Source organism: Herpetosiphon sp. (assembly GCF_003512625.1).
Taxonomy (GTDB): Bacteria; Chloroflexota; Chloroflexia; order Chloroflexales; family Herpetosiphonaceae; genus Herpetosiphon; species Herpetosiphon aurantiacus.
This window is the reverse complement of record NZ_DOPT01000094.1, coordinates 106515-132043: the sequence shown is the minus strand read 5'-3', so window position 1 is coordinate 132043 and position 25529 is coordinate 106515. Positions and strand designations below refer to the sequence as shown.

General features: G+C 49.1%; 26 protein-coding genes. 23 read left to right on the top strand and 3 right to left on the bottom strand.

All coding sequences use genetic code 11. The features are described from left to right. Positions 1–114 precede the first annotated feature (114 nt). The 20 genes from DEF47_RS20830 to DEF47_RS20735 all read left to right on the top strand — a co-directional run bounded on the left by DEF47_RS20830 (position 115) and on the right by DEF47_RS20735 (position 19921). Complete coding sequence (locus DEF47_RS20830; RefSeq protein ID WP_012189321.1) at positions 115–1197, top strand: phage tail sheath C-terminal domain-containing protein; 1083 nt, start codon at positions 115–117, stop codon at positions 1195–1197. 10 nt (positions 1198–1207) lie between these two features. Next, on the top strand, positions 1208–1717 hold the full coding sequence (locus tag DEF47_RS20825; RefSeq protein ID WP_012189322.1) for a hypothetical protein: 510 nt from the start codon (positions 1208–1210) through the stop codon (positions 1715–1717). Positions 1718–1731: 14 nt separating this feature from the next. Beyond that, on the top strand, positions 1732–2070 hold the full coding sequence (locus DEF47_RS20820; RefSeq protein ID WP_012189323.1) for a hypothetical protein: 339 nt from the start codon (positions 1732–1734) through the stop codon (positions 2068–2070). A gap of 5 nt (positions 2071–2075) precedes the next feature. Then, positions 2076–2216 carry a hypothetical protein gene (locus DEF47_RS20815; RefSeq protein WP_012189324.1) on the top strand — a complete coding sequence of 47 codons (141 nt, stop codon included), beginning with the start codon at positions 2076–2078 and terminating at the stop codon, positions 2214–2216. After that, entirely contained in the window at positions 2209–3501 is a 1293-nt protein-coding gene (locus tag DEF47_RS20810; RefSeq protein ID WP_012189325.1) for a hypothetical protein, read from the top strand. Before DEF47_RS20815 ends, DEF47_RS20810 begins: the two co-directional genes overlap by 8 nt. A 14-nt stretch (positions 3502–3515) precedes the next feature. Then, complete coding sequence (locus tag DEF47_RS20805; RefSeq protein WP_012189326.1) at positions 3516–4091, top strand: hypothetical protein; 576 nt, start codon at positions 3516–3518, stop codon at positions 4089–4091. Between the two features lie 18 nt (positions 4092–4109). Continuing rightward, positions 4110–7760 carry a coiled-coil domain-containing protein gene (locus DEF47_RS20800; RefSeq protein ID WP_012189327.1) on the top strand — a complete coding sequence of 1217 codons (3651 nt, stop codon included), beginning with the start codon at positions 4110–4112 and terminating at the stop codon, positions 7758–7760. A 4-nt stretch (positions 7761–7764) separates the two neighbouring features. Next, positions 7765–8733: a contractile injection system protein, VgrG/Pvc8 family gene (locus tag DEF47_RS20795; protein WP_012189328.1), complete on the top strand. Its 969-nt coding sequence runs from the start codon at positions 7765–7767 to the stop codon at positions 8731–8733. After that, a complete protein-coding gene (locus tag DEF47_RS20790) occupies positions 8733–9401 on the top strand; it encodes a phage baseplate assembly protein V (protein ID WP_012189329.1) in 669 nt (222 codons plus the stop codon). The genes DEF47_RS20795 and DEF47_RS20790 overlap by 1 nt, the downstream gene beginning before the upstream one ends. 9 nt (positions 9402–9410) lie before the next feature. Next, positions 9411–9806, top strand: a complete 396-nt coding sequence (locus tag DEF47_RS20785) for a PAAR domain-containing protein (RefSeq protein ID WP_012189330.1) — start codon at positions 9411–9413, stop codon at positions 9804–9806. Positions 9807–9818: 12 nt separating this feature from the next. Further along, positions 9819–10262 (top strand): GPW/gp25 family protein, encoded by a 444-nt coding sequence (locus DEF47_RS20780; protein WP_012189331.1) that lies wholly within the window; start codon positions 9819–9821, stop codon positions 10260–10262. A gap of 1 nt (position 10263) precedes the next feature. Beyond that, complete coding sequence (locus DEF47_RS20775) at positions 10264–12333, top strand: baseplate J/gp47 family protein (RefSeq protein ID WP_012189332.1); 2070 nt, start codon at positions 10264–10266, stop codon at positions 12331–12333. 2 nt (positions 12334–12335) lie between these two features. Next, positions 12336–14417: a hypothetical protein gene (locus DEF47_RS20770; protein ID WP_012189333.1), complete on the top strand. Its 2082-nt coding sequence runs from the start codon at positions 12336–12338 to the stop codon at positions 14415–14417. A gap of 12 nt (positions 14418–14429) precedes the next feature. After that, a complete protein-coding gene (locus DEF47_RS20765) occupies positions 14430–14903 on the top strand; it encodes a hypothetical protein (RefSeq protein WP_012189334.1) in 474 nt (157 codons plus the stop codon). A 15-nt stretch (positions 14904–14918) separates the two neighbouring features. Further along, entirely contained in the window at positions 14919–16103 is a 1185-nt protein-coding gene (locus tag DEF47_RS20760; RefSeq protein WP_012189335.1) for an H-type lectin domain-containing protein, read from the top strand. Positions 16104–16112: 9 nt separating this feature from the next. After that, positions 16113–16304, top strand: a complete 192-nt coding sequence (locus tag DEF47_RS20755) for a hypothetical protein (RefSeq protein ID WP_012189336.1) — start codon at positions 16113–16115, stop codon at positions 16302–16304. Beyond that, complete coding sequence (locus DEF47_RS20750; protein ID WP_012189337.1) at positions 16301–16846, top strand: hypothetical protein; 546 nt, start codon at positions 16301–16303, stop codon at positions 16844–16846. The genes DEF47_RS20755 and DEF47_RS20750 overlap by 4 nt, the downstream gene beginning before the upstream one ends. A 108-nt stretch (positions 16847–16954) precedes the next feature. Continuing rightward, a complete protein-coding gene (locus DEF47_RS20745) occupies positions 16955–17896 on the top strand; it encodes a hypothetical protein (protein WP_012189338.1) in 942 nt (313 codons plus the stop codon). A 122-nt stretch (positions 17897–18018) separates the two neighbouring features. Beyond that, positions 18019–18945, top strand: a complete 927-nt coding sequence (locus DEF47_RS20740) for a hypothetical protein (protein WP_012189339.1) — start codon at positions 18019–18021, stop codon at positions 18943–18945. Next, complete coding sequence (locus tag DEF47_RS20735; RefSeq protein ID WP_012189340.1) at positions 18935–19921, top strand: hypothetical protein; 987 nt, start codon at positions 18935–18937, stop codon at positions 19919–19921. The genes DEF47_RS20740 and DEF47_RS20735 overlap by 11 nt, the downstream gene beginning before the upstream one ends. Positions 19922–19950: 29 nt before the next feature. Here DEF47_RS20735 and DEF47_RS20730 read toward each other — a convergent pair whose 3' ends face one another. Next, on the bottom strand, positions 19951–20118 hold the full coding sequence (locus tag DEF47_RS20730; RefSeq protein ID WP_012189341.1) for a hypothetical protein: 168 nt from the start codon (positions 20116–20118) through the stop codon (positions 19951–19953). Positions 20119–20189: 71 nt separating this feature from the next. After that, on the bottom strand, positions 20190–21200 hold the full coding sequence (locus DEF47_RS20725; RefSeq protein ID WP_012189342.1) for a class I SAM-dependent methyltransferase: 1011 nt from the start codon (positions 21198–21200) through the stop codon (positions 20190–20192). Positions 21201–21357: 157 nt separating this feature from the next. Between DEF47_RS20725 and DEF47_RS20720 the strand changes: the two genes are divergently transcribed. The 3 genes from DEF47_RS20720 (at position 21358) to DEF47_RS20710 (ending at position 24778) form a co-directional block, all read left to right on the top strand. Continuing rightward, a complete protein-coding gene (locus DEF47_RS20720) occupies positions 21358–22278 on the top strand; it encodes a glycosyltransferase family 2 protein (protein ID WP_012189343.1) in 921 nt (306 codons plus the stop codon). Further along, the gene (locus DEF47_RS20715) at positions 22256–23692 is read left to right on the top strand and encodes an undecaprenyl-phosphate glucose phosphotransferase (RefSeq protein ID WP_012189344.1); all 1437 of its coding nucleotides are present in this window, start codon (positions 22256–22258) and stop codon (positions 23690–23692) included. The genes DEF47_RS20720 and DEF47_RS20715 overlap by 23 nt, the downstream gene beginning before the upstream one ends. Positions 23693–23791: 99 nt before the next feature. Then, positions 23792–24778, top strand: a complete 987-nt coding sequence (locus DEF47_RS20710) for an aldo/keto reductase (RefSeq protein ID WP_012189345.1) — start codon at positions 23792–23794, stop codon at positions 24776–24778. 156 nt (positions 24779–24934) lie between these two features. Here DEF47_RS20710 and DEF47_RS20705 read toward each other — a convergent pair whose 3' ends face one another. Further along, positions 24935–25267 carry a YnfA family protein gene (locus DEF47_RS20705; protein WP_012189346.1) on the bottom strand — a complete coding sequence of 111 codons (333 nt, stop codon included), beginning with the start codon at positions 25265–25267 and terminating at the stop codon, positions 24935–24937. Positions 25268–25529 lie beyond the last annotated feature (262 nt).

Genomic DNA, 25529 nt, shown 5'->3' with positions numbered 1-25529 from the left:
ATTCCACAACCTACTCCTACTTTCCACCCGATCGCTCAAAAGAGTTCAAATTCGTTTATGGCAACGTAATGCTGTAAATGCTTCTTTGGTGTGCGTATTGTTTAGGGAGGTATTATGGCTGAAGTGATTTTGCCAGGCACCTACATCACGGTGCGTGATGAGGGGCTGATTAGCGCAGGGCGCATCGCCTCGGGCTATATTGGCATTGTTGGCACGGCAGCAAGTGGTCCAATCAATCAAGTGCAAATTTTGGGCAGTTTCAGCGAAGCGAAGGCGATTTTCGGAGTCAGCGATGCTTGGCAAGGCGGCACAAAAAACGAGTTAACCCTCATTCGGGCCTTGGAACAGATTTATAACAACGGCGGCAAAACGGTCTATGCAGTGCGCAGCGAAGGCGTAACAGTTGATAATTATAAAACTGCCCTCGCTGAATTGGAAAATGAAATCGTTAATTTGGTGTTATTGGCTGGTCAAGATAGCTCAAATGTGGGCATGGCCAATGCTTTAATCGCGCACCTCACCACCACCGCAGGCATCAAACGCGAACGCATCGGCTTGATCGGTAGTGCGCTTGGCGATGATATCGCTAAAATCTCTGGTCATAGCTATGCCAGCGATCGCTTAATTTTCGTCGCACCTGGGATCAAAAGCTCAGTCAGCGATCCAGCGACCCAAACCGTCAGTCAAGTTTCCTTGCCTGGTAGTTATTTGGCCGCTGCGGTGGCTGGCTTGATCGCCGCCTTACCAGTGCAATCCAGCCCAACCAACAAAACTGTGGCAATTGAAGGTTTGACCACCAACTTTAGCGCCTCGCAACTTGAACAATTGGTGCAAAAACGGGTGCTCGTGGTCGAAAAACGCGAAGGCTGGCGGGTGGTCAAAGGCATTACCACCGCCACCAACTCGGCTTGGCATCAAATTACCACCCGCCGTATCGTTGATTATGCAATTTATGGCGTGCGCTCAGCTTGTAATCCCTACATCGGCAAACTGAATAACGACCGAGTACGCGGCGCAATGAAAGCGACGCTTGATGCCTTTTTGACCCGTATGGTCGAAGATGAGGCCTTGGTTGGCTATTCGTTGGATGTTTCAGCCACTCGCGCTCAGCAAATTGCTGGCGAAGTGCAAGTGTCGCTCACGTTGCAACCAACCTTCAGTATCGATTTCATCTTAGTAACGATGTATTTGGGTTAGGAGCAAACTCATGCCAAATGTCAATGTTTTTCGTGGCTCAGATGCGTCGTTGGTGCTGGCGGTTGATGATAGCAGCACTGCCGAAGGTGGTTTGGCCGATGCCTTGATTGGCGAATATGCGCTCTCAAGCGTGGTCGGGCGGTTGCAAAATGTGCAAATTGTGGTGCAAAACGATATTCGGCCTTACCACGAGATTGGTCGGCGTTTTGCCACTGAGCTGCGTCCGGGCAATATCACTATTGCGGGCACTGCTGAACGGGCGCATATCAATGGGGCACTGATTCGCTTGTTGCTTGGCGATGGCTCGAAAAGTCCCCCGCCAACCGGAGCCATTGCCCAACCATCCTTTAATATCGTGATCAATTTGGTCAATCCGGCTTCGCCCGACAATAGCAGCACGCTCACGATCTTTGGGGTCAAGTTTGATACATGGAGTTTTCGCTTGCCCGAAGACGATTTCGTGATGGAAACGGTGACCTTCAAAGCCTTGCGTATGAGCAGCGCCGAAACCAGCGCCTAGAGGAATGAGCTTGCATGAGCGACAACCACCTAACCGCCGATGAATTGCTTGCTGGCGCTCAAGCACGCTATGCCGTGACGATTCCAGCCGAAATTGTTCAGCCTGGTCAGGCCACTGCAACCGCTCGTGAATTGGTGGTGCAACTCCAACCAATCACGATTGGCACATTTCAATTGATTATGCGAGCCGCCAAACAGGATTCCAGCCTGATTCCGCTGCTGCTGATCAAAGAGGCCTTGGTTGAGCCAAGCCTGAGTTTGGAGCAAGTCAAGCGCATGCACTTGGGCATGGTCGATTTTTTGATCGCGCATATTCGCGAAATTAGCGGTATGACTGAAAAAAAAAGCCATTAATTGAGTTGCAGCAAGCACCATTATTGCAGGCTAGCTATCGGCTTGCTAAGGCCTTTGGCTGGACACCGCAGGAAGTGCAGGCCTTGACTATGGCTCAAATTACGCTGTATTTGCAATTATTAGCCGAGGATGTTGGCAGTGAATAAGCCCGAATCAAGCTTAATAACTCTTGGCACGGCGATTCAGGCCGATTTTAGCGCTTGGCTGGATGGCTTAACGAGCTGGTTGCCAAGCGAGCAACCTGCCAGCATTTTGGCTGACGATTGGCAAACTGAGCTGGCCTTGGCGGCCCAATTGCAACAACTCAGTGCTTGGGCTGATGGTTTGAGCAGCGGTCTGGTTCCGCAATTAATTGTTGGTCAACCGCGCAACCAGACCCAGGTTGCTGAGCCTGAACCAACCAATCTGGCTGCTTGGCAACCTGCGTTGGTTGAAAATAATATGCCTGCTAGGCCGTCATCCGATCTGTTTCAGCCGCCAGTTTCAGCCATGTCCAGCCAAACCCAAGCCACAAAAGTTGTGGTTCGGCCTGAGCTGCATGGCACTCGGCAGGTGTTGGCTGCCGCGCCATTGCGCAAAGTTGTGCCGTTGCAAGCAGGGCTGGCCGATCACGCTGCAACCAACCAACTCGATCGTGGTTTGCCTGAGGTTGTACCTAGCAGTACCAACTTGGATGTTGCGCCAAACCTAGTAGTACAGCAAGCAGCCACCCAACCATCAAGCCCAGCGCTTGCGCCGATCACCAACCAAACATTGCCAATCCAAACCAGCCCAATCAAAGGGCTAGCCGATTTTGCCCAGTTGTGGCAGGGCGCGGACCACGCTGAAACGGCCTGGTTGGCTGAGGTTGCTCAACCTCAGGCGTTTGAGCCAGCTTTGCCTAGTCAAGCGCTGCCACAAGCTGTAGCTAACCAAAGCGTCGAGCCAGTTCAGCCGTCGTTGCCAAGCCAATCAGGTGGGCAAGCTACAAGTAACAGTACGGCCTCAGCTTGGCAGCAGGCGGCAACAACTCAAAGCTTCAATCAACCAAATAGCCCAAATCAGGCTGCTGACCAACCTGAGGCGACGCTTAGAAACTTTAATCTGGCTGAAATCGCCAACGCTCAGAGGACATGGATTACGCCAGCGCTTGGCAACCAAGCAGCGGCCAGCGCAACCCACTACAACATTCCAGCGCCAAACATTCATCCAACTAAGCCAGCCTTGGAATTGCCAGCTACTCCAGCCTCGCCACCAAACCAGCTGACAATTGCCAATCCGACCCAAACGCCAAGCGACCAACCACCGCCGATTGAAGCGATCCAGCAAGCGGTTGCTTCGCAAACTCCCAATCAAGCTACTGAAATTCAGCGTGAGCAACTGGTGGACGACGTTTTGGCAGCCTTGACCCAAGCCTTGCAACGCGAATATTTGCGTTTTTATAGCGATTAATCAGGAGCGGAGCCATGGCGCTTGAGCTAGCAGGGATTGCCTTACAACGGGTGCATCGCATCCAAACGCTCGAACAACGGGCGGCGGTCTATCACCATGTGCCAGGTATGGCTGGTGATGTGAGCCAACAGCTTGGACGACACTCGGTTTGTTTGCAAATTGAAGGCATCTGTTATGGAGCCGAAGCCCAAACCATGTTGGAGCAATTGCGCGGCATTTATCTGAAACAAGAGCCAGTCGAGTTTATCGCCGATATTGTTGGCCAAGGCTATGTTGCCAAAGTCACGCTTGATCAATTTCAAGTGACCCAACAAGCCTACGAGCCTGATCAATATAGCTATCGGTTGCAGATTGTCGAATATGCAGCGTCAAGTAAAAGTAAGGTCGCGGCGGCCCAAGTGAACGCCAGCATCAAAACCCAAGCTGTCCAATTGACCACACTTGCCAGCCTGCCCGATGCCTTAGCATTTGGCTCGCTGCCAGAAATCACCAATCCAGTTGAACCATTGAAAACCGCGCTAGATCCGGTGCGTGAAGCCGCCAGCAGTCTGAGCGATTCGCTGGGAGCGCTGCGCAGCCTGTTGGGCTAGTGTGTTACGGGGAGATGTATGCAATCGTTGTTGAATGAATTACCGGGCAAAGGCCAATTAACCAGCCTGCTCGATGGGAAATTTACCCCCAGCGCCGTTGGTGCCGATGGCATGCGCGAGATCAACGCTGGAGCAATTAAAGATGATCTGGCGGCGGCCACGCCTGATGGCACTAGCCCTGCCGTCAGTTTACCAGTCATGCCCCAAGGCTTGACCAAAGAAGGCTTTACTGGCCGCATCAATGCCCCGCTTGATCAACTTGGCGGGGTTAATCGCAATGCCTTGATTGGCGATGTGACCAGCAAGCCGCTGCCGATTAACTTGCCTGCGCCAACCTTCGATGTCAACGGCACAATGGGCAAAATCACCAATGCAGTGATTCCGGTGCAGGTTGATACGCCAACTACTACACCCGATCTGCCTTGGCTAGATGTCGATAGCTTTACCGCACCGTTGCGCAAATTGGCCGATGCTGGTGCTTCAACGCCCATGCGAATTTTGGGCATGCTCTTGAAAATTGTCGAATCATTCAAGAATACCTTGACTGATCCGGCCAAAATGACTGAGCTGACCACCGAGGCCTTGGCTGAAATTTACGTGGTGCAACTGCGCACGCTACGGCATAATTTGCCCTTGCATAGCCTGACCGCAACCAACAGCTTGCTCAGCAGTGGCTACCTTAAATCGTATCAACAAGCGCTCGATGCGCTCGAAAAAAGCCAAGATATCGATGCTTTTCAAAAGTTGGGGCGCAGCACCTTGCTTTCGGGCTTGAGCCAGATTCAGCAATCCGACAAAACGTTGCAACGCATGCTGGCCAAAGATGTGGCGCAATTGCAACAGGCCTTGACTCAAGTGCTCGATTTTGGCGCTGCCGACGATGTGTTTTTGCAAGCCTATTTCGACCAACTCACGGCGCGAACTGGTCAGGTTTTGGGCGCAATCACCAGCCCAATTAAAGAATTAACCGATATGGCCAACGATATTGTCAAATATCTTGAGGCCGCCGCGAAAAAGGCCGAAGAGGCTGCCCGCAATGTTTCAACCGCAATTGAAACCAACATTCAAAGCGTCAGCGGTGTGTTGAATGGCCTGCAAACCCAAATTACCAATGTTACCGCTGAGATCGAAGCCTTTCTCAGCCAGGTTGATGTTGGGCCAGTGGTGCGCCAAATTAAAGATGGCTGTAACCGCATCAGCAGCGTGATCGAACAATTTTTTGTACGCATCGAGGAATTGAAACTCAAACTCGATGCTGCGGTCAAAAATGTGCAAGATAACGTTGATGCCAAATTGACCCAAACCTTCAACACCTTGGAGCAGCAAATTCGCCAATTGCTGGGCAAAATCAGCGAAGTGCTCAATCGACCTGATGTGCAAGATGCCCTAAACAAAGCTCGTCAAGGCATCGAAGATTTCAAAACCAAAATCGGCGATGCCTCGCTCAAGCCAGTCTTTGATTTGGTGATCGAGCAAACCACCAAATTAGAGGGCAATGTACGGGCGATTGATGTTGCTAGTATGGGCACGCCGCAAAAAACTGCGCTCAAAGTTGGCGCAAAAGTGATCGAAGCCGTTAAAGTTGATGAGATCGTCAAGCCTGAATTGCTCGATGCGTTCCGCCAAATTCGCGAACCTTTGCAAGAGTTGGTCAATTTGCTCAAAAATCAGGTATTAGTGATTGAGCGCATGATCGATGAGTTTAATCCTGGCACAATCGCCACCGATGCGATTCTCAACTCAGCGCCCTATCAACTGGTGATCAAAACCTTGGAAGAGTTCAAGCCTTCGGAATTGTTGGCTCCGCTCAAGGATGCTAATGCCGAGCTGGCTAAACTGGTCGCCAAACTTGATCCTGAGATTATTTTGAATGAACTGCAGCGCTTGTATGATCAATTGTATAGCTTGGTCGAGACGCTTTCGCCTGAGTCACTCAACCAACTGATCAACAAAGCGATCAATGCAGCCTCCAAAGAATTAACCAATATTCGCGATTACGAAATTGATTCGTTGCTCAGCACGATAAAATCGGCGGTATCGCTGGAGAAACTGCTCGCCAAAACCGGCTTGCAAGATTTGGCTGATGCTGAATTTTGGACAATGCTCAAAAAAGTGCTGGGCGGCGATTATCTCGATGAAGTTTCAGCGGCGATGGATTCAATCGAAGTGTCGTTGCGGGCGAATGCTGCAACCTTGACCTTCCCAAGTGTCGCCGATGAAATAGCCAAAACCCGTGAGGCTTTTCAACTTGAGCTTGGGGTAACCTCGACCAATTTGGATGCTGCCGCAACGACCTTGAGTCAAACGATTGCCGCTGCTGCCGCTGAAATTGAAGGTTTGCAAGTTCGTCGCCGTACCTTGATGCAAACCTACGATCTTTCAACAGGCACAGGCTTGATGCTGCGCGATTTGGATTTAGCGCCGTTGACTGCCTTGAGCACGACGCTTGGCCAAGTGACTGGCTCGACCAAAACAGCCTTGAATAGCTGTATTGGGGTTTACAAGCCAGTGATCAAAGCCGAAGAAAGCCGGATTATCGCGCTCAACGAAAGTGTGTTGCAAAATGTGGTTGCGGCCATGTTCAAGCGCCAATTTGGCGACCCAGTGCGCAAATTCGTCACTGATGTCAAAGTTCAGTTGCAACCTTTCAAAGATGCGATTACTGCGATCCAAAAGATTTTAACCACAGTTACCAAGCTGCCAGCTCAGATCGATGCAGCAGTAGCGAATGTGTTGGATACGCTAGGTCTCAGTATCAAACAGGTGATTACCGATATTCTGGCCTTGATTGAAACGATTCGCACCTCGCTGATTAGCGTGATCAAAACCACCTATGAAACGGTTAAGCGCAGTGTTGAAGCATTTAGCCCAATGTGGCTACTCAACTCGGTTAGTGCCAGCGATTTTGCAGGCCAAGGTTTAATGACGCTGGCATTGCGCATTCGGAATCCCAGCGGCGATCGCTTGGCGGCTTTGGTACAAACCAAACTTACCGCCGCAGCCTTGGAATTATTGCAAAACCAAGCGGCTGGTAGTTTGAGCGAAGTCAATGCCACCAACGTATTGCAGGCGATCAACGATACCCTGCGCGATGCGACGATTAGCACCCAAGCCACAGTTGATCTGGTGACGCAGCAATTGAGCAGCGCGATTGGCCTGATCGAAGCCAAGCCAGCCGAAACCCGTAGCGCCAGCGAAATGCAACAACTCTACCGCTACTTGGCTTTGAAGGGCCAACTTGGGCGGGCATGGTATGAGCTTTCGCGCACCCCAACCAACCAAAATCGCCTGATTCGGCTCAATCGGGTGTTGTTTGAAGCCTCGTATCCCAGCGATCTGGGCATGAGTTTGCAATCGCTGCATCCATTTATTGTCGAAGAAATTGCCCATCTCTATCCCGAAGAAACCGTCAAGCGGCTTGATGTGATCTACAAAATCATCATCGATAAAATCAAAGGCCTGCCTGATCAATTGATTCGTCGCCCCTTGGACGATGAATTCAATAAAATCAAGCAACTATTGCATAAAACCTTTGATATCGAAGGCTTATTCAACGTCATCGATATCAAATTGGCTGGGCTTGATGGCGATTTGGAAAAAGGCCTTGATCGTTTGAGCGATGCCTATGGTCAATTGTTGAACACGCTTGATGAGCGTTTAGCAGGGTAGCGCTGTGTTGGTGAAGTATCGGATCACAATTGGTTCTAGCAGTTTTAGCGCCGATCAAGCCGATTGGTTGGTGAGTTGTGCGAGTTATGGCTCGTTGCGCTCGCCAATCAACCGCTGTAGCCTGGTTTTTGCGAGCAAAAGCGGCCTGAATGCCAAACTTGGCGATCCTGTGAGCGTTGATTTAGGCGATGCTGACAGCTTGCAACGAGTCTTTACGGGCTGCGTTGCAAGCTGCCAAGCTAATCTGCACACGATCACGGTCGAGGCTTATAGTAGCGCTCAATTGCTGACCAAGATGCATCTCAACGCGCTCTACGAGCAGCGTTCAGGCGGAGCAATCGCCAAAGATTTGCTTGGTCGAGCCAAACTCAAGCTTGGCACAGTTGACGATGGCTTGACCTTCAGCAGCTATTTATGTTCAGTCAATCAAAGCCTGTGGCAACATCTCCACGCTTTGGCGCAACGCTGTGGAGTCGATTGGTATAGCGATGTTGAAGATGCTGTGCATTTCAAAGCCTACGCCGCTAAAACCACCCATCAAGCACAGTATGCCCAGCAGCTTTTGCAATTTTCAGCCAGCCCAGTTCAAGCAAGCATCGATGGCCTCGAAATTCATGGCACTAGTCCAGCTGGCCAAGGCCAAAGTGACGAGGCCAGTTCATGGCTAACCAAGAAAGTGGTCAAAGGCAGCGCTGGAAAAAGCTCAGGCAATGTTTGGCGGATTAGCGATGCTACTGCGCGGAGCCAAGATCAAGCGCGTCAAATTGCCGAGCATCGTTTTCAAGCCTACGCCGCTACCCTGGCTGGCAAAGCCCAAGTGCTGGGGATGGCCGAGCTGGCTTTGGGCGATGCGATTCAGTTTCAGCAAATGCCTGATGCTAGCCATAATCTGAGCGCCAAAATTCTGAGCGTCAGCCATAAACTCAATCGCTATCAAGGCTTTGTCAGCGAAATTAGCTGGGAGCAGCGTTAATGGAAGAGCTATTGCAGATTATTCAGCGGGTTGCCGAACGCAGCACTCAGCGTATCCATACCAGCGAGTTGGGGGTTGTAACGGCAGTTTTTTCCCATGCCGACGAGGGCGATAACGATAATTATCAATGCTCGGTGCAATTACGCAATTATAGTTTGCCCGATGGCAGCCCGTTTGAATTACGCAAAGTGCCAGTTGCCACGCCCTACCTTGGTTTAGCCTGTATTCCCAATGTTGGCGATTTGGTGGTGCTCTCGTTTATTGGCGGCGATATTAATGCGCCAATCATTATGGGGCGGGTCTATAACGATGAAGATCGTCCGCCGGCCAATAATCCCAAGGAGTTTTTGCTGCAACATAGCATCGCCGAAGGTGGCAGTTTGCTGCTGGATAGCGAAGGCAAAATTATCTTGACCAGCAAAAATGGCGAGAACACGATTACGCTTGAAGATGAGAAAATCGCCATCAGCAACGAGAAATTTAGCTTGGTGATTGATCTTGCGGGTGAGAAAATTAGCCTTAGCTCCAACAAAGATCTCAGTTTAATTGCTGAAACTGGCAAACTAACCGTCCAAGCCAATGCAATTGAACTTAAATCCGATTCAACCTTGGATCTACAGGCTAGCGGCGCGATTAAGATCAAAGGTAGCACGATCGATTTGAACTAAGGAGATGGTATGGGCAAGCCAGCTGCCAAAAAAGGCGATCAAGTGACTGGAAGTTGTATGCATACTGTGCAACCGCCAGGTGGGCCGCCGCCGCCACCAGTTCAAGTGCCGCATCCATTTGTCGGCATGATCAACGATCAACTAAGCAGCGATGTCAAGATTGGCGGGCAGCCTGCGGCGGTGGCTGGCTCGAAGGCAATGAATACGCCAGCCCACATCCCAACGCCGCCCAACCTGAGTTTTATCAATTCACCGAACAATCAAGCAACCTTGGAAGGTGGCAGCCAAACCGTCAAAATCAATGGCAAGTCAGCGATTCGCGCAGGCGATCAAGCGACGACCTGCGACGAAGCCAAGGTTAAAGGTGTGGTGGTGGCGGTTGGAACTGTCATGATTGGCGATTAAGCGAGGTGTGCAATGGCCGAATCTCTTGAAACTGATTTACAACTAACCTGGCGCAGCCTTGGTATGCAATCGTCTGATCGAATTGCAGTTGATTTGATGGCTGAGCGCAGCGATTTGGCCTTGGTTAGCGGTCGGGCTAATTTGGCGCAGGCAATTGTTAATCGGCTCTTGACCCGCCAAGGCGAATTGAGCTTGCTTGGGCATCCCGATTATGGCTCACGCTTGTATTTGCTGGTTGGCGAGCCACAAAGCCGCCGCACTCATCTGCGGGCTGAGTTTTATGTGCGCGAAAGTTTGGGCTTCGAACGCCGCATTAGTGAGGTTGTTTCGGTCACAATCGCGCCAATTATGCCGCGCTCGGATCAACGCTCAACCCTCGAATTGCAGGTCGTGGTGCGGCCAATCGATCAATCGGAGCCGTTGGTGGTGAATATAGCAGTAGCCTTGGAGGGCTAGCGTGACGATTCATAAAAAACAATTTAATGATATTTATGCCAGCATGGTTGCCGATTCGCGCCAGCGCTTGCCACGGCTCTCCGATTTTGAAGAAGGCAGCGTAGTTCGTTCGCTGTTTGAATCGTTTGCCTATGAGCTAGCCGTGCTGTATGAGCAGATGGATCTGGTTTATCAGGCTGGCTTTATCGATACCGCTGAGGGGGCACAACTTGATCGGGTGGTGGCGATTTTAGGCATCAAGCGCAACGAGCCAGATTTTGCAACAGGTAGTGTTACCTTTCAACGCGATAGCACCAGCGAAGAAACCTTGATTCCAATTGGCACGCTGATTACCACCAAGGAAGATCCCAAACAAACGCCCTCCAAAAAGGCCTATATCACAACTGAAGAGGGGCGAATTGCCCCAGGTACAGCCACGGTTGAGGTGCATGTACGGGCCGAAGAGCGCGGCAAACACATGACTACCGCTGAGCAAACGGTGATCGTGATGCCCCGCCCATTGCCTGGCATCAAATCGGTGACCAATCCTAAAGCAATTGGCTTTCGTGGGCGTGAGCGCGAAACCGATCAAGAATTGCGTGAGCGTGCCAAACAAACCTTGCTGGCTTCAGGCCGCGCCTCAAGTTTATCGATTGAAAATGCCTTGTTGAGTTTGCCCGAAGTCCGCGAAGTGCGGATTCACGAAGATTTTCATAATAATCCTGAAGGCCGCCCAGGCTCGATCGAAGTCTTTGTTGATGGCATGAACGAGCATAACGAGCGCCAATTGCGTCAACGTTTGGATGAGGTGCGGGCCGCCGGGATTTATGTGGTGCTTAAGCCAGCAGCACCGATTAATGTTGATGCAGTGATTCATATTGCAGCGAACGAGCAGATTGCGAATGCTGAAAAAGGCCTGCTTGAAACCCAAGTGCGCGAAGCAGTTGAGGCCTACTTTGGCCGTTTGGGTATGGGCCAGCCCTTGCTTTTCTCGCAAATTACCAGCGAAATTTTGCAAGTCAAAGGCGTAAACGATCTGATTAATTTGGAATTGCAGCTTTATCGTGAGGCCGAAAGCAAAGCCCAAGGCCTTGTGCAGTTGACTCGTAGCACTAATTTGAGCCAAACCTTATTGATCGAGTTGCCATGTGAATTGCGCACGCTAGATAATCAACGCTTTTTGGCAACCAATCCTGCAAGTTTTGCTCCCAACCAAGCGATGATTGAGCTTCAAGTGCAGGCGATGTTGGCTGGACGCAGCGGCGAACTAGCAACCAGTGCCGCCTTGTGGGAAGAATTGGTGATCAACCAAACTAAATTGACGATTAGCAATCCCCAGCCAATTTTATTGCAACGCACCAAACACACGCCCCAAGATAAGCGTTTGGAAAGCGCCATTTCCGAGCTTTTCAACGCTGCTAGCATTCGAGTAGCGGCTGAGCCAAAGGATTTGCCAATTTTAATCTTTATTAAATTAGTTGAGCCAGGCTTGGAGCGCGACGAGAAACGTCGCAAAATCGAAGGCGCAATTCAAGAATATATTGCTGGTTTGACGCTTGGCTCAGCCATCCAAGCTAGCGAAATCGAGAAGAAAATTCGGCTCTATCATCGCAAAGATTTTAGCTTGCGCATGTTGGCAAAGCCCTTTCAAAGCAACGAACGCCCCGAAGATAGTGCGATTCAGGTCAGTATTATTGAACGGCCTGTGTTGGCTAACCTGCTGATCTATAGCGAGCGCGTCGAATTAACTGGCAAACTTGAGTTGACGGTTGCGCCCACGACCAGCGATAGCCAACGCCGCCAAATTTGCTATGAAGTGCGACGGGCAATTATGGCCTATCTCGATGATTTGGCTCCAGAGCAGGATTTAGAGCTAGCCCAAATCGAAGCGCTTGCCAAAGCCCAGCTTCAAGTATTGCAAGTTGCTTTCAACCCTAAACACTGCCAGCTCTACAATGTCTCGACCAATCCAGTTGGTGTGCTGGCTGAGCGCAATAACGGCAAAGTCGTCAAAATCGCCAGCTTCGAGAAGGTTTTTCTTGCCAGCGATAGTGCCAGCGATCCGGCGCTGCGCTTTGTGATACAGGCTTAATTATGCAACGATTAACTGGCAAAACGATCGCCCTATTGCAACGCTTGGCTCATTTTTATGCCCCAGCCGAGGCGGGTGAGTTGCTGTTGCTGTTCGCCGAGATGTTTGGGCGCAGGCTTGAACGAGCTGAGCTTGATCTATACCATGTGCTGCGTTCGCATCATGTCGAGACGGCGACCAACCAAGGTTCACAGGGCTATATTGCGCCAATCGAGCAGCGCGGCGATCTCGATAAGATTTTTGCGCTCTACCTTGAGGCTTTGGGTGGTACATCGCAGCTGATCAAAATGAACCCCCGTTTTACCCAGCGTTCATTTGATGCCTACCGTTTGAGCCAAATAATTCTGACTGAACAAAGCCCACTCCCAGCCTATCTCGATCAACTGATTGATCCAACGACCTGGAAATTACTGCGGCGCTATACCGTGGACTATGCCTATGTTTTGGGGTCTGAGGTTCAGGCGGGCTTAGTTTTAGAATTATTGGTGCAGCGCACGCCGATCAGCGCGATCATTGCCCAACAAATTGCCGAACGCAGCCCACAGGAATATCAGCAGATTCAACGCTATAACGGGGCCAGCAGCATTAGCCGCGAATTGGCCTTGGCAGTTGCCCGAGCCTTGAATCAAGCGATTTTGGCTGATACCCAATTTTTTACGCGCCATTATGCTGTGCTGAGCAATTTGAGCTTGCCCGCCCATGCTTGGAGCCTGATTTATAGCTTGTATCGTGAGTTCTTGCGGCCAATCTATGAACAGGAGCCGAATCCTGATCGGCGCAGCCAACTGCTGAATGTGCTTGATCAAAGTGAATCGAGCCCCAACCCCTTGAGCGATGATGTAGCACGTTTGAATCGAATGATTGTTGATGCAGCGTTGGGCTATGATGCGCGGTTGCGGCCTTGGGGCTTGAGCGTGCGGCGAATTTCGAGCCTGCAAGAGGTGCGCCAAGCCTTAATGATGTTGCTCAATCAATTGCTTGATGACCCACATTTAGTCAATGCTGAGCGCTTTCCCGATTTGGCTGAAGATTTACCCATATTGCAAACCACCTATGCTGATGATCTGATTCGTTTGAATCGTTATGCCTTGGAAACGACCTGGGATTATGCGCTTGAGCCAAGCCATGCCCCCTATCGTGAGCGCTTGCAAGGCCTGATTGCCGTACTCAAGCGCGGAGCCTCGACTCGCCAAGGCATTTTGGATATTGTGGCGGCCAATTTAGGCATTGTTGGCAATGATCCAGCGGTGGCGGCAGCCAAAGCCCTGATTGATATTGAAGAATTTCTGCCCAAACGAGCGCTCTTTTTTGCCGATAATCTCAAGTTCTACCAAGAATTTGAAGTCGATAACATCAATCGTAGCCCTGAAACACCGCATATTTGGATTACGATGCTGAATGGGCCGTTTCGCGAGCTGACCAATATTGAGCTGATCGATATCAAAAGTGGCCAGCGGGTGCGCTTTCCTGGGCGTTTGCAAATTGGCGATCGTTTGACCTTGGAAGGTAAGCAAGTGCTGCGCAATGGGATCGTGCCGCCCGAAGGCTTGATCGGTACGATTCCTCAATTAAAACCTGGCGTGGCCCGTTGGCGCTTGAATGCCGACATTATTGGGGCTGATGGCAAGGTTTATCCAGCTGGAGCTTTTGATAAACAAGCTTTTGATCAAACCCTCTTTGTGCCCGATGAGCCAATTGTGCGGGTCGAAGTTTCGTCGTATGCCCTGACCTATGGCGTGTTCACAGTCACAATTCCTTGGCATATTGCGGGTTTTACCGATAAATTTGATGAAGGTGGCGATCACCCACGTCAGCAAATTCTGAATTTGGTTAATCGCGTGAAGGCGGCGGGTGTGCAAGCCTTGGTCGCCTATAAACAAGTCTTCCAAGAAGATCACGACCAACTTGATCGGCTTGATTTACGAATGCAAGGCCGTTTGCTCAATCAACAACACGACGTGAGCGATAGCTTTGACCTTGAGAGTCAGCAACGTAGCAATGAGCAGCATGATGTCAGCGATAGCTTAGTGCTAGCAGGCCAATTTGATTACACCCGATTTGATAGCCTCAATACATTTGCATAGAAGGATGAGTGTATGTTCAGGAGTGAGCATTTGCATATTGCCGGACGCTTGACGATTCAGCAATTCACCAGCGCTGGTGAGTTGGTCGAGCAAATTAGCGCCCACAACGATATTACCGTGGCTGGCCGCACGCTGGTAGCGCGGTTGTTCAATCACGAAAAGCAAGGCGACGTGATTCAGCGGGTTTCGACGATTCAGCTTGGTGGATCAAAAGCCGCCTTCAATCCGTCCCATACTGCTCTGGTGCAGCCAATTGGCACAACCAAAATTGCCCGCATTGAACAACTTGACGTAACCGATAGCAGCAACAAGCCGCGAATTATGCTGCGGCTCACTGGTGAGTTGGGCGAGCGCGATTGTAACGGCGAGTTGCGTGAAGCTGGCTTATTTACCGAAGATGGCGTGATGTACAACCGCGTGATTTTCGACACGATCACCAAATCCGAGCAATTCAAATTGACATTAATTTGGGAAATTACCTTTTAGCGGGAGTCAGCAGCAATGGCCTATAATCATCAAGATAAACAAAGTGGGCAGCTTATTCGTGCCGCTGACTGGAACGAAATGAGCCGCGAAGTTGCGCGTTTGGATGAGGCGAAAGTTAACCGAGCTGGCGGTGATACGATTAAAGGGCCGCTCAACGTAACTGCTGGAGCCGATGCAGCTCAAGCTTCGCTCAAAGTTTCGGCGACCACCAATGGCCCGAAGGCTCCGTTGGCTGAATTTCGCCATAGCAACCAAACCCAAGGCGTGAGCATTGGTTATGCAAGCATTTTGGCCACTGGCTCGAACCCCAACCAACCGCTAGCGATTGCCGCGCGTGGTACCGACCCCCTGACGTTGAATGCCGAAAGTGGCGGCAACGTGGGGATTGGCACGACCAACCCGCAGAATAAATTACAAGTTGAAGGCAACCTGCACCTGAATGGCAATAGCCTGTATTTGCGCAAAGGCCCAGCTGATCAATTTCATCTGGTACGTTGGCAAGAAACGTCTGATCGGGTGGAGATTGGTGGTTTCAGTGGGGTAACGCTTGGACATACCAGAGATGGCGCAAATGTGATCAAACCAGTTTTGCAGGTTCGGTCTGATCAACAGGTTGAAGTCAGTGGCAGCTTAACTGTTCAACTTGACGCAGCAACCCGCAATGTGCCAATTTTGCAAGTTCGTCGTTCGGCTGCCGCCCGTGAAGATGGTAAATTTGTCTTCTTAGAATTGTTTCAAGAATATGCGGCAGCGCTAGGCGAGGTATATCCAAGTATTCGCTTTCATCATGGCAATCGCTATTGGCGACGGATTGAGGGCCGTAGTGATGGCTTCCATTTCAAAGATGGTGATATTAATAGCGATGGTTTGACCGGACTTGTGGCTAGTAGTCTGCGTTTTGGTGATGGTACGACCCAAAGCACGGCGGTACGGGTACAAGGTGGCTATGTTGATATTGGCGCTTTTCGCGGTAATAATCAAGTAAGCCAAGTTCGTCGAGCCATTAGTTATGCAGGATTTACCGAAGCTCCTTCGGTTATTGTAAGTATTGTGGCGATTGATTCAGAGCGTGGCAATAACTTACGTTTTCATGGCTTTGCTGAATCGGTGACCCGTACAGGTTGTACGATTGTCGCTCAGACATGGGCTGATACCATTATCTATGGTTCGTGGGTTTCTTGGATTGCGATTGGGCGTTAGGAGTTAATCATGCGTCAACAACTTGAACAACGTTTAGCGACATTGAAGGAAGAATTTCAGGCTGGCCAAACCATGCTGGCTGAGCTTGAAACCAAGCGCGAAAATCTGAATGCTACTTTACTGCGGATTAGTGGGGCGATTCAGGTATTAGAGGAAGAATTGGCACGTGAGGCAGACCAATTGGCAATCGAGGCGGCATGATTCAGCAACTGCTCGAATCGGTTGGGGCGTTGTTGCACTACCATTTGTTCGATAACGATCCCGCTGCCAAAGCTCAAGTGCTGATTGGCATACCAGCCACCAATCCGCCAGCCAAATTGCCAAGTGTGGCGATTTATAGCACGCCGACCAGTTTTGGCATGAAACAGCAGGATGATCAGGCTTGGCGTGAATTTAGTCAGAGCTGCACCATCGCGATTTATACCAAAGAACCAGCGCAGGCTGAACGTTGGCTCTCGTTGAGCATTGGCGCGGTATTGCTCAGCCAAACTGAGCTTTTGCACCATTATAATCAGCAAAATCCTGTGCGCTATCGAAGTAGCGTAGTCGAATCGCTGCATCAAATTTATTCAATTCAACTGCTTGGAGCTGAGCCACAAGCGGCCAGCGATTGCTATCAATGGCAGATTCAATTGCTGGTTCATGGCCAATTTCAGGCCAAGTTACGCCAGCCAGTTGAGGCCGACTATATTCGCGAGGTGCTGCTGCAACTTAATTCAAGTGATCCCAGCCTGCCCGAATAAGCTGTCTTTTTTGATCAATAGCGTAACGTTCTTGCCGTGTGATACGTGTATCCAACAAGAACGTTACGCTATTGATTATTTAACCAGTACAAAAAGCAGAGGTTGATTATGAATGAAGAATGGGATATTCACAGTAGCCAACGGCCATCAATTCGCCAATTTATTGATCTTGCCAAACGCGAACATGATGCCGCAATGCAAGCCTTAGAACCAGACCCTAACGCTGACCCATTAACCCAGCTTGATCTGCAATGGGCTAAAGAAAGCATAAAATATACAACATCACAGCGATCACAATTTGGGATTGCAGTCAAACAAAAGCCTCAGCCATTTATGCTGATGGGATTCACGCTCGTTTTTATTGTAATTACGAGCATACTGGTTGTATTTAAAGTCTATTGTATTAGCTTTTTCTTCTTGCCGTTCATCATTCTGATGCTGTTTGGTGTGCGGCATCAATTGCGTTTTGCCAAGGCGCAAAAGGATTATTTGGCTAAGCGTACCCAATTAATTGCCCAATTGGGTTTAAAACCTGAGCAAGTTCCGTTAGCTCCAGTCGTAGAAAAACCGCTGGTTCATCGTACTCCATTGCTTTCGGCGGAATCGCAAATTCGCCAACTGCAACATCATTATCATGGAATTCACGATCAAGAACAATATCGCCGTTCAGTTAAAAGCATTATTGCCAACGCCCCTGAGCACGAGCGCGATTATCTCAGAGCTTTGGCGGCAATCGAAGCTGAATGGGTTCAAGCGCGACTTAAATATATTCGCTTTGAAAATGGCCGTCGTGAACAAAGAATTCCACAAGCAATGAATCAATGGCTTATATTGATTGTTTGTGTTGTTTTTGCGGCTGTTGGATTTTTAAGCTATTTCCCATCTGGCAACTGGTTTAACTTGAGTATTTGGATTGCCATTCCTAGTGTGATTGCAATTGTGGCAATTCAATCAACTAAAAATACCAAAAAATATCGTGAATTAGAGCAATATTACGCCGAAAAACGCAACCAATTGCAAAGCCGCTTTCGCAATCGAACACCTTTCTAATGCTGGACGCATAAGTTTACAAAATGAATAACGTAACCTTCCTGCTAGGGCAACGTATGAAATAACAGGAAGGTTTTTGTTGTTTAAATGACCGAAAAACATTCGATTATGAGGTTAGGAATATGTTGAAGAAATCTGAAATCCACGAAATGATTGACCAAGCAATCGAAGCCAATAGCGAAGCTGAAAAAGCCCTTGAGCCAGACCCAAATGTTGATCCTGTGACTTACCTTGACCAACAATGGCGACAAGAGCGTGCAAAATATGTTGGGGTCTATTATCTTGATCATTCTCGTTCTATGGGGAATCCACTTGCCCTAGTAATATTTTTCTTCATGTGTTTTGGCGCAGGCATTATGTTATGGATTGAAGCGAGTAGGCTTCCAATCAGCATGTTCTATTGTGTATCAATCTTTTTTATCTTGACGAGCTTGTTAATCCTTTGGGCTCTGCGTAATGCAATCATGCTGATGCTCGCTGAACGACGTTACTTAAAAAAACGAGCTATCTTGATCAAACAGTATGGTGATCCTACTTTAATTGTTGAGTTGCCAGTTGCAACGCGACGTTTAGGCTATTCATGGCCGAAAAATAGCCGATCAGAAGCTGAAACGCGATTTCATGAGCTGCAAGCTGAGTATTATGATGTTTCAACGCGTGATCAAGCCTATAATGAGCAAATTCAGCGACTGATTGCCCATACACCTGCACCCGATCAGCGGTATCTCACTGAACTAGCCCAACTAGAGCAGCGCTGGGTTAAGCAGCGATTTAGTTATCTAGAATATGATAATCGAGCGAGATATTATCAATCACCTAGCTTGTTTGGGGCTTGGATTGTATTGGGATTAGGCTTGGGGTTGGTTGGTTTTGGTGTGATGTTGGCTGTTGAAGGGCATAAATTGCTCTATCCGATGCTGTGTTGTGCTTTTGGCCTGCTTATGGTGCTAAGTTTTTCAACGATCCGTAAGCAAGCGACAGAGCTTGATCAGGCTGAGCAACACTATTTTGCCCAACGCCAACGAATTAGCCACGATTATGGGCGCTAAAACTAAAGATATTATCGTTGTTAATGCTTTCGATGAGGTGTATCTGATGCAAAAAACAACCAATGATCATGACCCTTTGGCCGAACTCGATCGACAATGGGACCAAGAGCGAATTGGCTATGTTGGGGTGCATAACGCTGATCGACGGATCAAGATTGCGAGTTTATCAGTTGTCGGATCACTTTTATTTTTCTTTATTCTGGCTGGAGCAGCGTTTTTAAAAGAGGGCATTAATCAAGGCGATGTTCAATTTTTCTTAGCAACGCTTTTAATTTTTGGCTTTAGTTTAGTTTTAGGTTTTGGGCTTCATGCAATTATTCGCTTAAGATTAGCTGAAAGGCGCTATTTAAAAAAGCGAGCTAAATTACTCCATACGCTTCCAGCATTAGCACAAACAAAACCATTACAATATTCATACCGCATCTCTTCGCCATTAAATCCTCAATCGGCGCAATGGACTGCGGCTGAAACTCAAATTTACACCTTGCAAGAGTTACATTATGCCGAACCAAAGCGTGATAAAGCCTATGCTGCGGCAATTCAAAAGATTATCGTTGATGCCCCGAAGTCTGAACAAGCTTATCTTAGCGAATTAGTTCAATTAGAACAACGTTGGGTTGTAGAGCGGCTGCGATATCGTAATATTCAACCCTATTATCAGCATTATCATTATAGGCAACTTGCTAATGAGGATGAGGTGAGCTACCCGCTACCTATGAAAACGTGGATGGTGTTAGTGATTGGCATTGCCTTGTTGGGGTTGGGCTGCATGCTTGCCTGGAATGGCTCAACTACATGGTTGAATATCCTTTTAGTATGTTCATTTGGGTTGGTTTGGATTTTCACAGCCAGGGAGCTTTATCGAATTAGTCCAAACTTGCAGCGAGCTGAACAGAACTATATTAACAACCAATATGCGTTGGCCCAAAAACATGATCGGTTGGCCAGCTCAAGCGATCTGGGCTTGCGTGGTTAATCGCAATCAGATCGCTTGAGTTCAATTATTTAGCGTTTTTGTTCGCCTTCAGCTGCCTGACGACGCAATAATTCGAGGATTTTGGTTTGAGGTAAGCCAGTTTGGGCGGCTAAACGGGCTAACTCTTGAGCAAGATCACGCGGATTCAGCGCCAAGATCCGTTTGGCTTCGGTGGCTTGGGTCTTTTTATCAATCATCGCGGAACTCCTATATTGGCTCTAGTTGAGTTAGGCTTATTGTAGCGCAAATAGATTAAGCCTCAACATAGTTAGCGTTTAATCCGTTTGAGGATGCGCATAATCCGACCATTATTGATTGTTTGTAAATGCTGCTCAAGCTGGGCGATGTGTTCATTTTTGGTCTTGAGGGTTGTTTCGAGATGCTGTACATAGGCATTCATGCTTTCGAGCGTTTGGGCAATTGCGGCATGATCGTGCTCGAACCAAGCGAGTTTTTGGTTGGTTTGCTCACGTTGAGCAGCGAGTTGTGCTTGTTGATTGGCATTGATAGAGCGTGACGGTTTAGCGGCATAAATGGTCAAAAATAAATATTTAGGTGATTCGTCGCAATAAAATACCTGCAAACCTGCTTGTTCCAAGACCATGGTTAATGTTTCGGCGGTGTAATGAAATGGGTGTGAGGCACAGAAGATGTGCAACCCATTGCCTTGGCGTATATATTCATCGGCAAAGCGATAGGCAGGCACTTGAATTGCCACAACGCCATCGGGCGTAAGTAACTCGCCAAGTTGACGTAACATTTGGACGGGATGGTGCAGATGCTCAACCACATGCCAACAGGTAATCAGATCGAATAATTGGCCTTGCGGCAACGATTCGAGATCCGAATAAATTGGTAAGCCAAAGCGTTGTCGGGCTTCTGCCGCTGAAACTTGCGAGAGCTCGACTCCAAATGGTTGCCAGCCACGACGAGCCGCAGCGGCCAATAGATAGCCGCGATTACAGCCAACATCCAGAATTGAACCTGGTTTAAGCTGAGTCATGGATTCAAGCCAGGCAATAATGCCTTCGCGATCATGGACGGCCTTGGCTTGTTGTTCAGCATCATACAGATAGACTTCGCTACTATCTTCAAGCATATGGATGCCTTCTAAGGTAAGCCGTGGGTTAAGGTAGACGATTGAGCAATTCAGACATTGATGCACCGATAAACCTTCTTCGATATGTGGTTCGGGAAAATGCCCAACGAAACGAGCCTCAGGATGCTGGCAGATTGGGCATCCAGGGATTTGCTCGGTTGGTAAAAATTGCGTTGTCACGAAAAGATCCTTTCCACTGCTAGCTCCATTTAATCAAGCGTCGCTTAGGGGCTGGTACGCAGCCCATTATACCAAAGCAGAATCAAGGCATTTTGCTGGGGTTTGTTACCCGAATGATACAATTGACCACGCTATTTTGCAGTATAATTGGCAGGCTATGAACCATATTGCTGTTGTGATTCTCAATTTTAATTCGGGCGATGTCCTGAAGCCGTGTTTAGCCTCACTTGCCGACCAAGATTGGAATGGTCGGCTTGATGTGTGGGTGGTCGATAATGCTTCATCCGACGAGAGCGTGGCCATGGTGCGCGAGGCGTTTCCATGGGTGCGGTTAATTGCCTCGCCGCAAAATAGTGGCTTTTCGGCGGGCAATAATCTTGCTTTGCGCCAGATTTTGGCCGAAACTCCAACTCCTGAGGCTGTGTTGGTGCTTAACCCCGATACGGTTGTGCCAACGAATGGTATTGCGGGCATGGTTGAGGCCTTAGTTGAACGCCCAAAAGCAGGCATTGTCGGGCCAAAATTGGTGCTAGCCGATGGCTCGCTCGATTTAGCATGTCGGCGGGCGTTTCCTTCAGCCGAGGTAGCACTCTACCGTATGATTGGTTTATCGAAGCTATTTCCCCGTTCGCCGCGCTTTGGCCGCTACAACATGACCTACCTCGACCCTGATCAAGCCACCGAGGTTGATTCGATTGTTGGGGCGGCGATGTTGTTGCGGACTGAGGTTTTGCGCGATGTAGGCTTGCTCGATGAAGCCTTTTTTATGTATGGCGAAGATATTGATTGGTGCTATCGAACAAAAAGCTATGGCTGGCAAGTTTGGTATGATCCACGGGTGACGATTTTGCACTATAAACGGGTTTCGAGCACTCGTCGCGCCGTGCCATCAATTCGGGCTTTTTATGATGCCATGCGGATTTTTCACCGCAAACATTATGAAGCAACTACATTGGCCCCATTGAATTGGCTGATTTACCTTGGAATTACCCTAAAAGAATGGCAAGCGCTGGTGCGTAATCGATTGCGCCCATTAGCCTCACGACGAGCAACCCATGGCAACAACCACAATGCTTAATCAAACAACCGTTGTTACGCGTCGTTATCGCTATGTTGTGCTGTTGCTGCTGATGGGCTGCGATATTATTGGCGTGAACGGCGGTTTTTTTCTGGCCTACTACCTTAATCTTGAAGCGATTGTGCGCGAATTTCAGCCACCAAGCGTTGGTCAGGTGTTGCTGACCTTGGCCGTGCTGAATGCTTTATTTGGCACGCTCTTCACGGCGAACGGGCTGTATCGTATGCAGCGCGGTGGCTCGCGGATCGACGAAGGCTACCATATTTTTCGGGCGATTTCGATCGGCACCATCATGTTTATCGCCCTGAATACCTTGTTTCCGATAATTAATATCACCACGCTAACCCTTGTTTATGGCTGGATTTTGGCAACAATTGGCACGACAATCTTGCGCTTGATCTATCATCGGGCGATTGGTCAATTACGCTTGCGCGGCTATGATACACGGCGGGTTTTGATTATTGGTGCTGGGGAAATTGGCCAATTGGTCTATCGCCAAATGAGCAAAGCACCAAGTCTTGGCTACCAAATTATTGGCTTTCTCTCCGATGACGTACCAACGGGTCAGCAAGTTGTCGATGATGTTCCAGTCTTGGGCAAACGGGCCAAACTTGGTTTAGCGGTGCGCACCTGCGCGATCGACGAGGTGATTATTGCGCTCAGCGGGGCTTCTTATAACGATGTTTTTGCGTTGATTTCGCAAGTTGAGGATGAGAGCGTTTCGATCAAAATCTATCCTGATGCGTTTCAACTGATTACCAATAACGAGGTTTCGGTTGGCGAATTAAGTGGTTTGCCGTTGATCACCGTGCGGGCTGTGCCACTTGACCGTCAGTTAAACCGCACGGTCAAGCGTTTATTGGACATTGCGGTTTCAGCGGCAGCCTTGGTCATGCTTGCACCATTGTTACTGCTCATTGGCATTTTGATCAAGATTGATTCGCCAGGTCCAGCATTTTTTATTCAAGAGCGGGTTGGCCGCGACGGCAGGCCATTTAAAATGATTAAATATCGTTCGATGCGGCTTGATGCTGAAAAACTTGGTACTTGGACAACCCCGAATGATGATCGCCGTACCCGCCTAGGCACATTTTTGCGGCGCTTTTCGATTGATGAATTGCCACAATTTATCAATGTGTTGTTGGGCGATATGAGTGTGGTTGGGCCACGGCCTGAACAGCCGCGCTATGTTGCCCAATTTAGTGAACAAATCCCCCGTTATATGCATCGGCACCGTGAAAAAGCTGGTATTACTGGTTGGGCACAAGTTAATGGTCTTCGCGGTGATACCTCAATCGAGGAGCGTACCCGCTACGATCTCTACTACATCGAAAATTGGTCACCAATGTTTGACATAAAAATTATTATTCGTACCGCCTATAATGCGATTCGTGGCGATGAAAATGCCTACTAACCCAAGTATTGCTGGTTTTGTTCTAGTAGTTTGTATCAACGCATCGAGCAATTGGCTATCCATGTTAAAATAGCTCATCATTACTTCCGAGGAGCGTGCATGGATTATCGTGATTTAGGTCGAACTGGCTGGCAGATTTCGACGATTGGCTTTGGGGCATGGGCGATTGGCGGCGATGCTTGGGGCAAAACCGACGATGCTACCTCGCTGGCCACAATTCACACAGCGATTGATGCTGGGGTGAATTTTATTGATACTGCTGATGTCTATGGTGATGGCCATTCCGAGCGCCTGATTGCCCAAGTATTGCGTGAACGTCCAGGCGAGATTGTCGTTGCAACCAAGGCTGGTCGCCGTTTGAATCCGCATACAGCGGCTGGCTATAATCGCGAAAACCTAACTGCCTTTGTTGAACGTAGTTTGCATAATTTGAATACCGAAGCCCTCGATTTGCTGCAACTGCATTGCCCACCAACCGACGTTTATTCAATGCCCGAAGTCTTCGAGGTGCTTGATAATTTGGTGCGAGCTGGCAAGGTGCGTTACTACGGTGTAAGTGTCGAGCGCGTCGATGAGGCTTTGGCCGCGATTGAATATCCCAATGTGCAAAGCGTGCAAATTATCTTCAATCTTTTTCGCTACAAACCAATTGAGCAATTTTTTGCGGCGGCCAAAGCCAAGCGGGTTGGTATTCTGGCGCGGGTTCCCTTAGCCAGCGGTTTGCTATCAGGCAAAATCAGCGCTGCAACCACGTTTGAAGCTAGCGATCATCGCAATTACAACCGCCATGGCGAATCGTTTGATCAAGGTGAAACCTTCTCAGGGGTTGATTATGCTACCGGATTGCAAGCCGTTGAGGAATTACACGCTTTAGTGCCAATCGATGTCAGCATGGCCCAATTTGCCTTGCGCTGGATTTTGATGTTCGATGCGGTGACGACGGCAATTCCTGGGGCCAAAACGCCTGAACAAATGCGAGCCAACGCTGCTGCTGCCGAGCTAGCCCCGCTCGATGCGGCAACCATGGCCCAAGCCCAAGCGATTTATGATCGTTTGATTCGCCCGTTAGTGCACGAGCGCTGGTAACGAGTTTGGGATTAGGGATCAGAGGCTAGGGTTTAGGGAACGTGGTGGATTATTGACATGATGTTCTTCGATCCACGAAGAGCACGAAGTTACACGAAGGCTTCTCTGTCCAGAACCTGATCCCTAGCCCCTGATCTCTGAATCCTGCCCCAATTATTATCGTGGCCAATACAAGATAATTGCTGCACCAACTAGGGCTAAACAGGCTCCAACTAGGCTTGGCTGATCCGGCGGATTATGATCGATCAGCCAGCCCCAAGCGAGCGAGAGCACAATAAACACCCCACCATAGGCTGCATAAACCCGCCCAAAACTCCAAACTTGCGGCTGAAGCGTTGGTAAAAACCCATAGCCAACCAACAAAATTGCCCCTAGTACCCCAAACCAGATCGAGCGATCGGCACGCAGCCACTGCCAAACCAAATAACCGCCAGCAATTTCGGCCAAGCCCGCCAAGATAAACAATACAACTGCGCGAAATACTTGCATGAGCTATCCTTGAGTTAAATGACCTGATCCCCAAGGAGTTTAGCAGGAGCAAAAACTATCTCGCAACCATCTGAATGCGTGTAGCTCCGAGTTCTTGAGCATAAAGCATAATCGTTTGGAGTTTGAAAGTTATCGGTTATGGACTTTGTTTATAGCTTTTTGGGCTTGACAGGCTGATTATACTGGCCCTAACAATGATTGCCACCCAAATCTGATAGTAATGAATTTTATGCAGTATGAAAACGTATTAAATAATGATCTG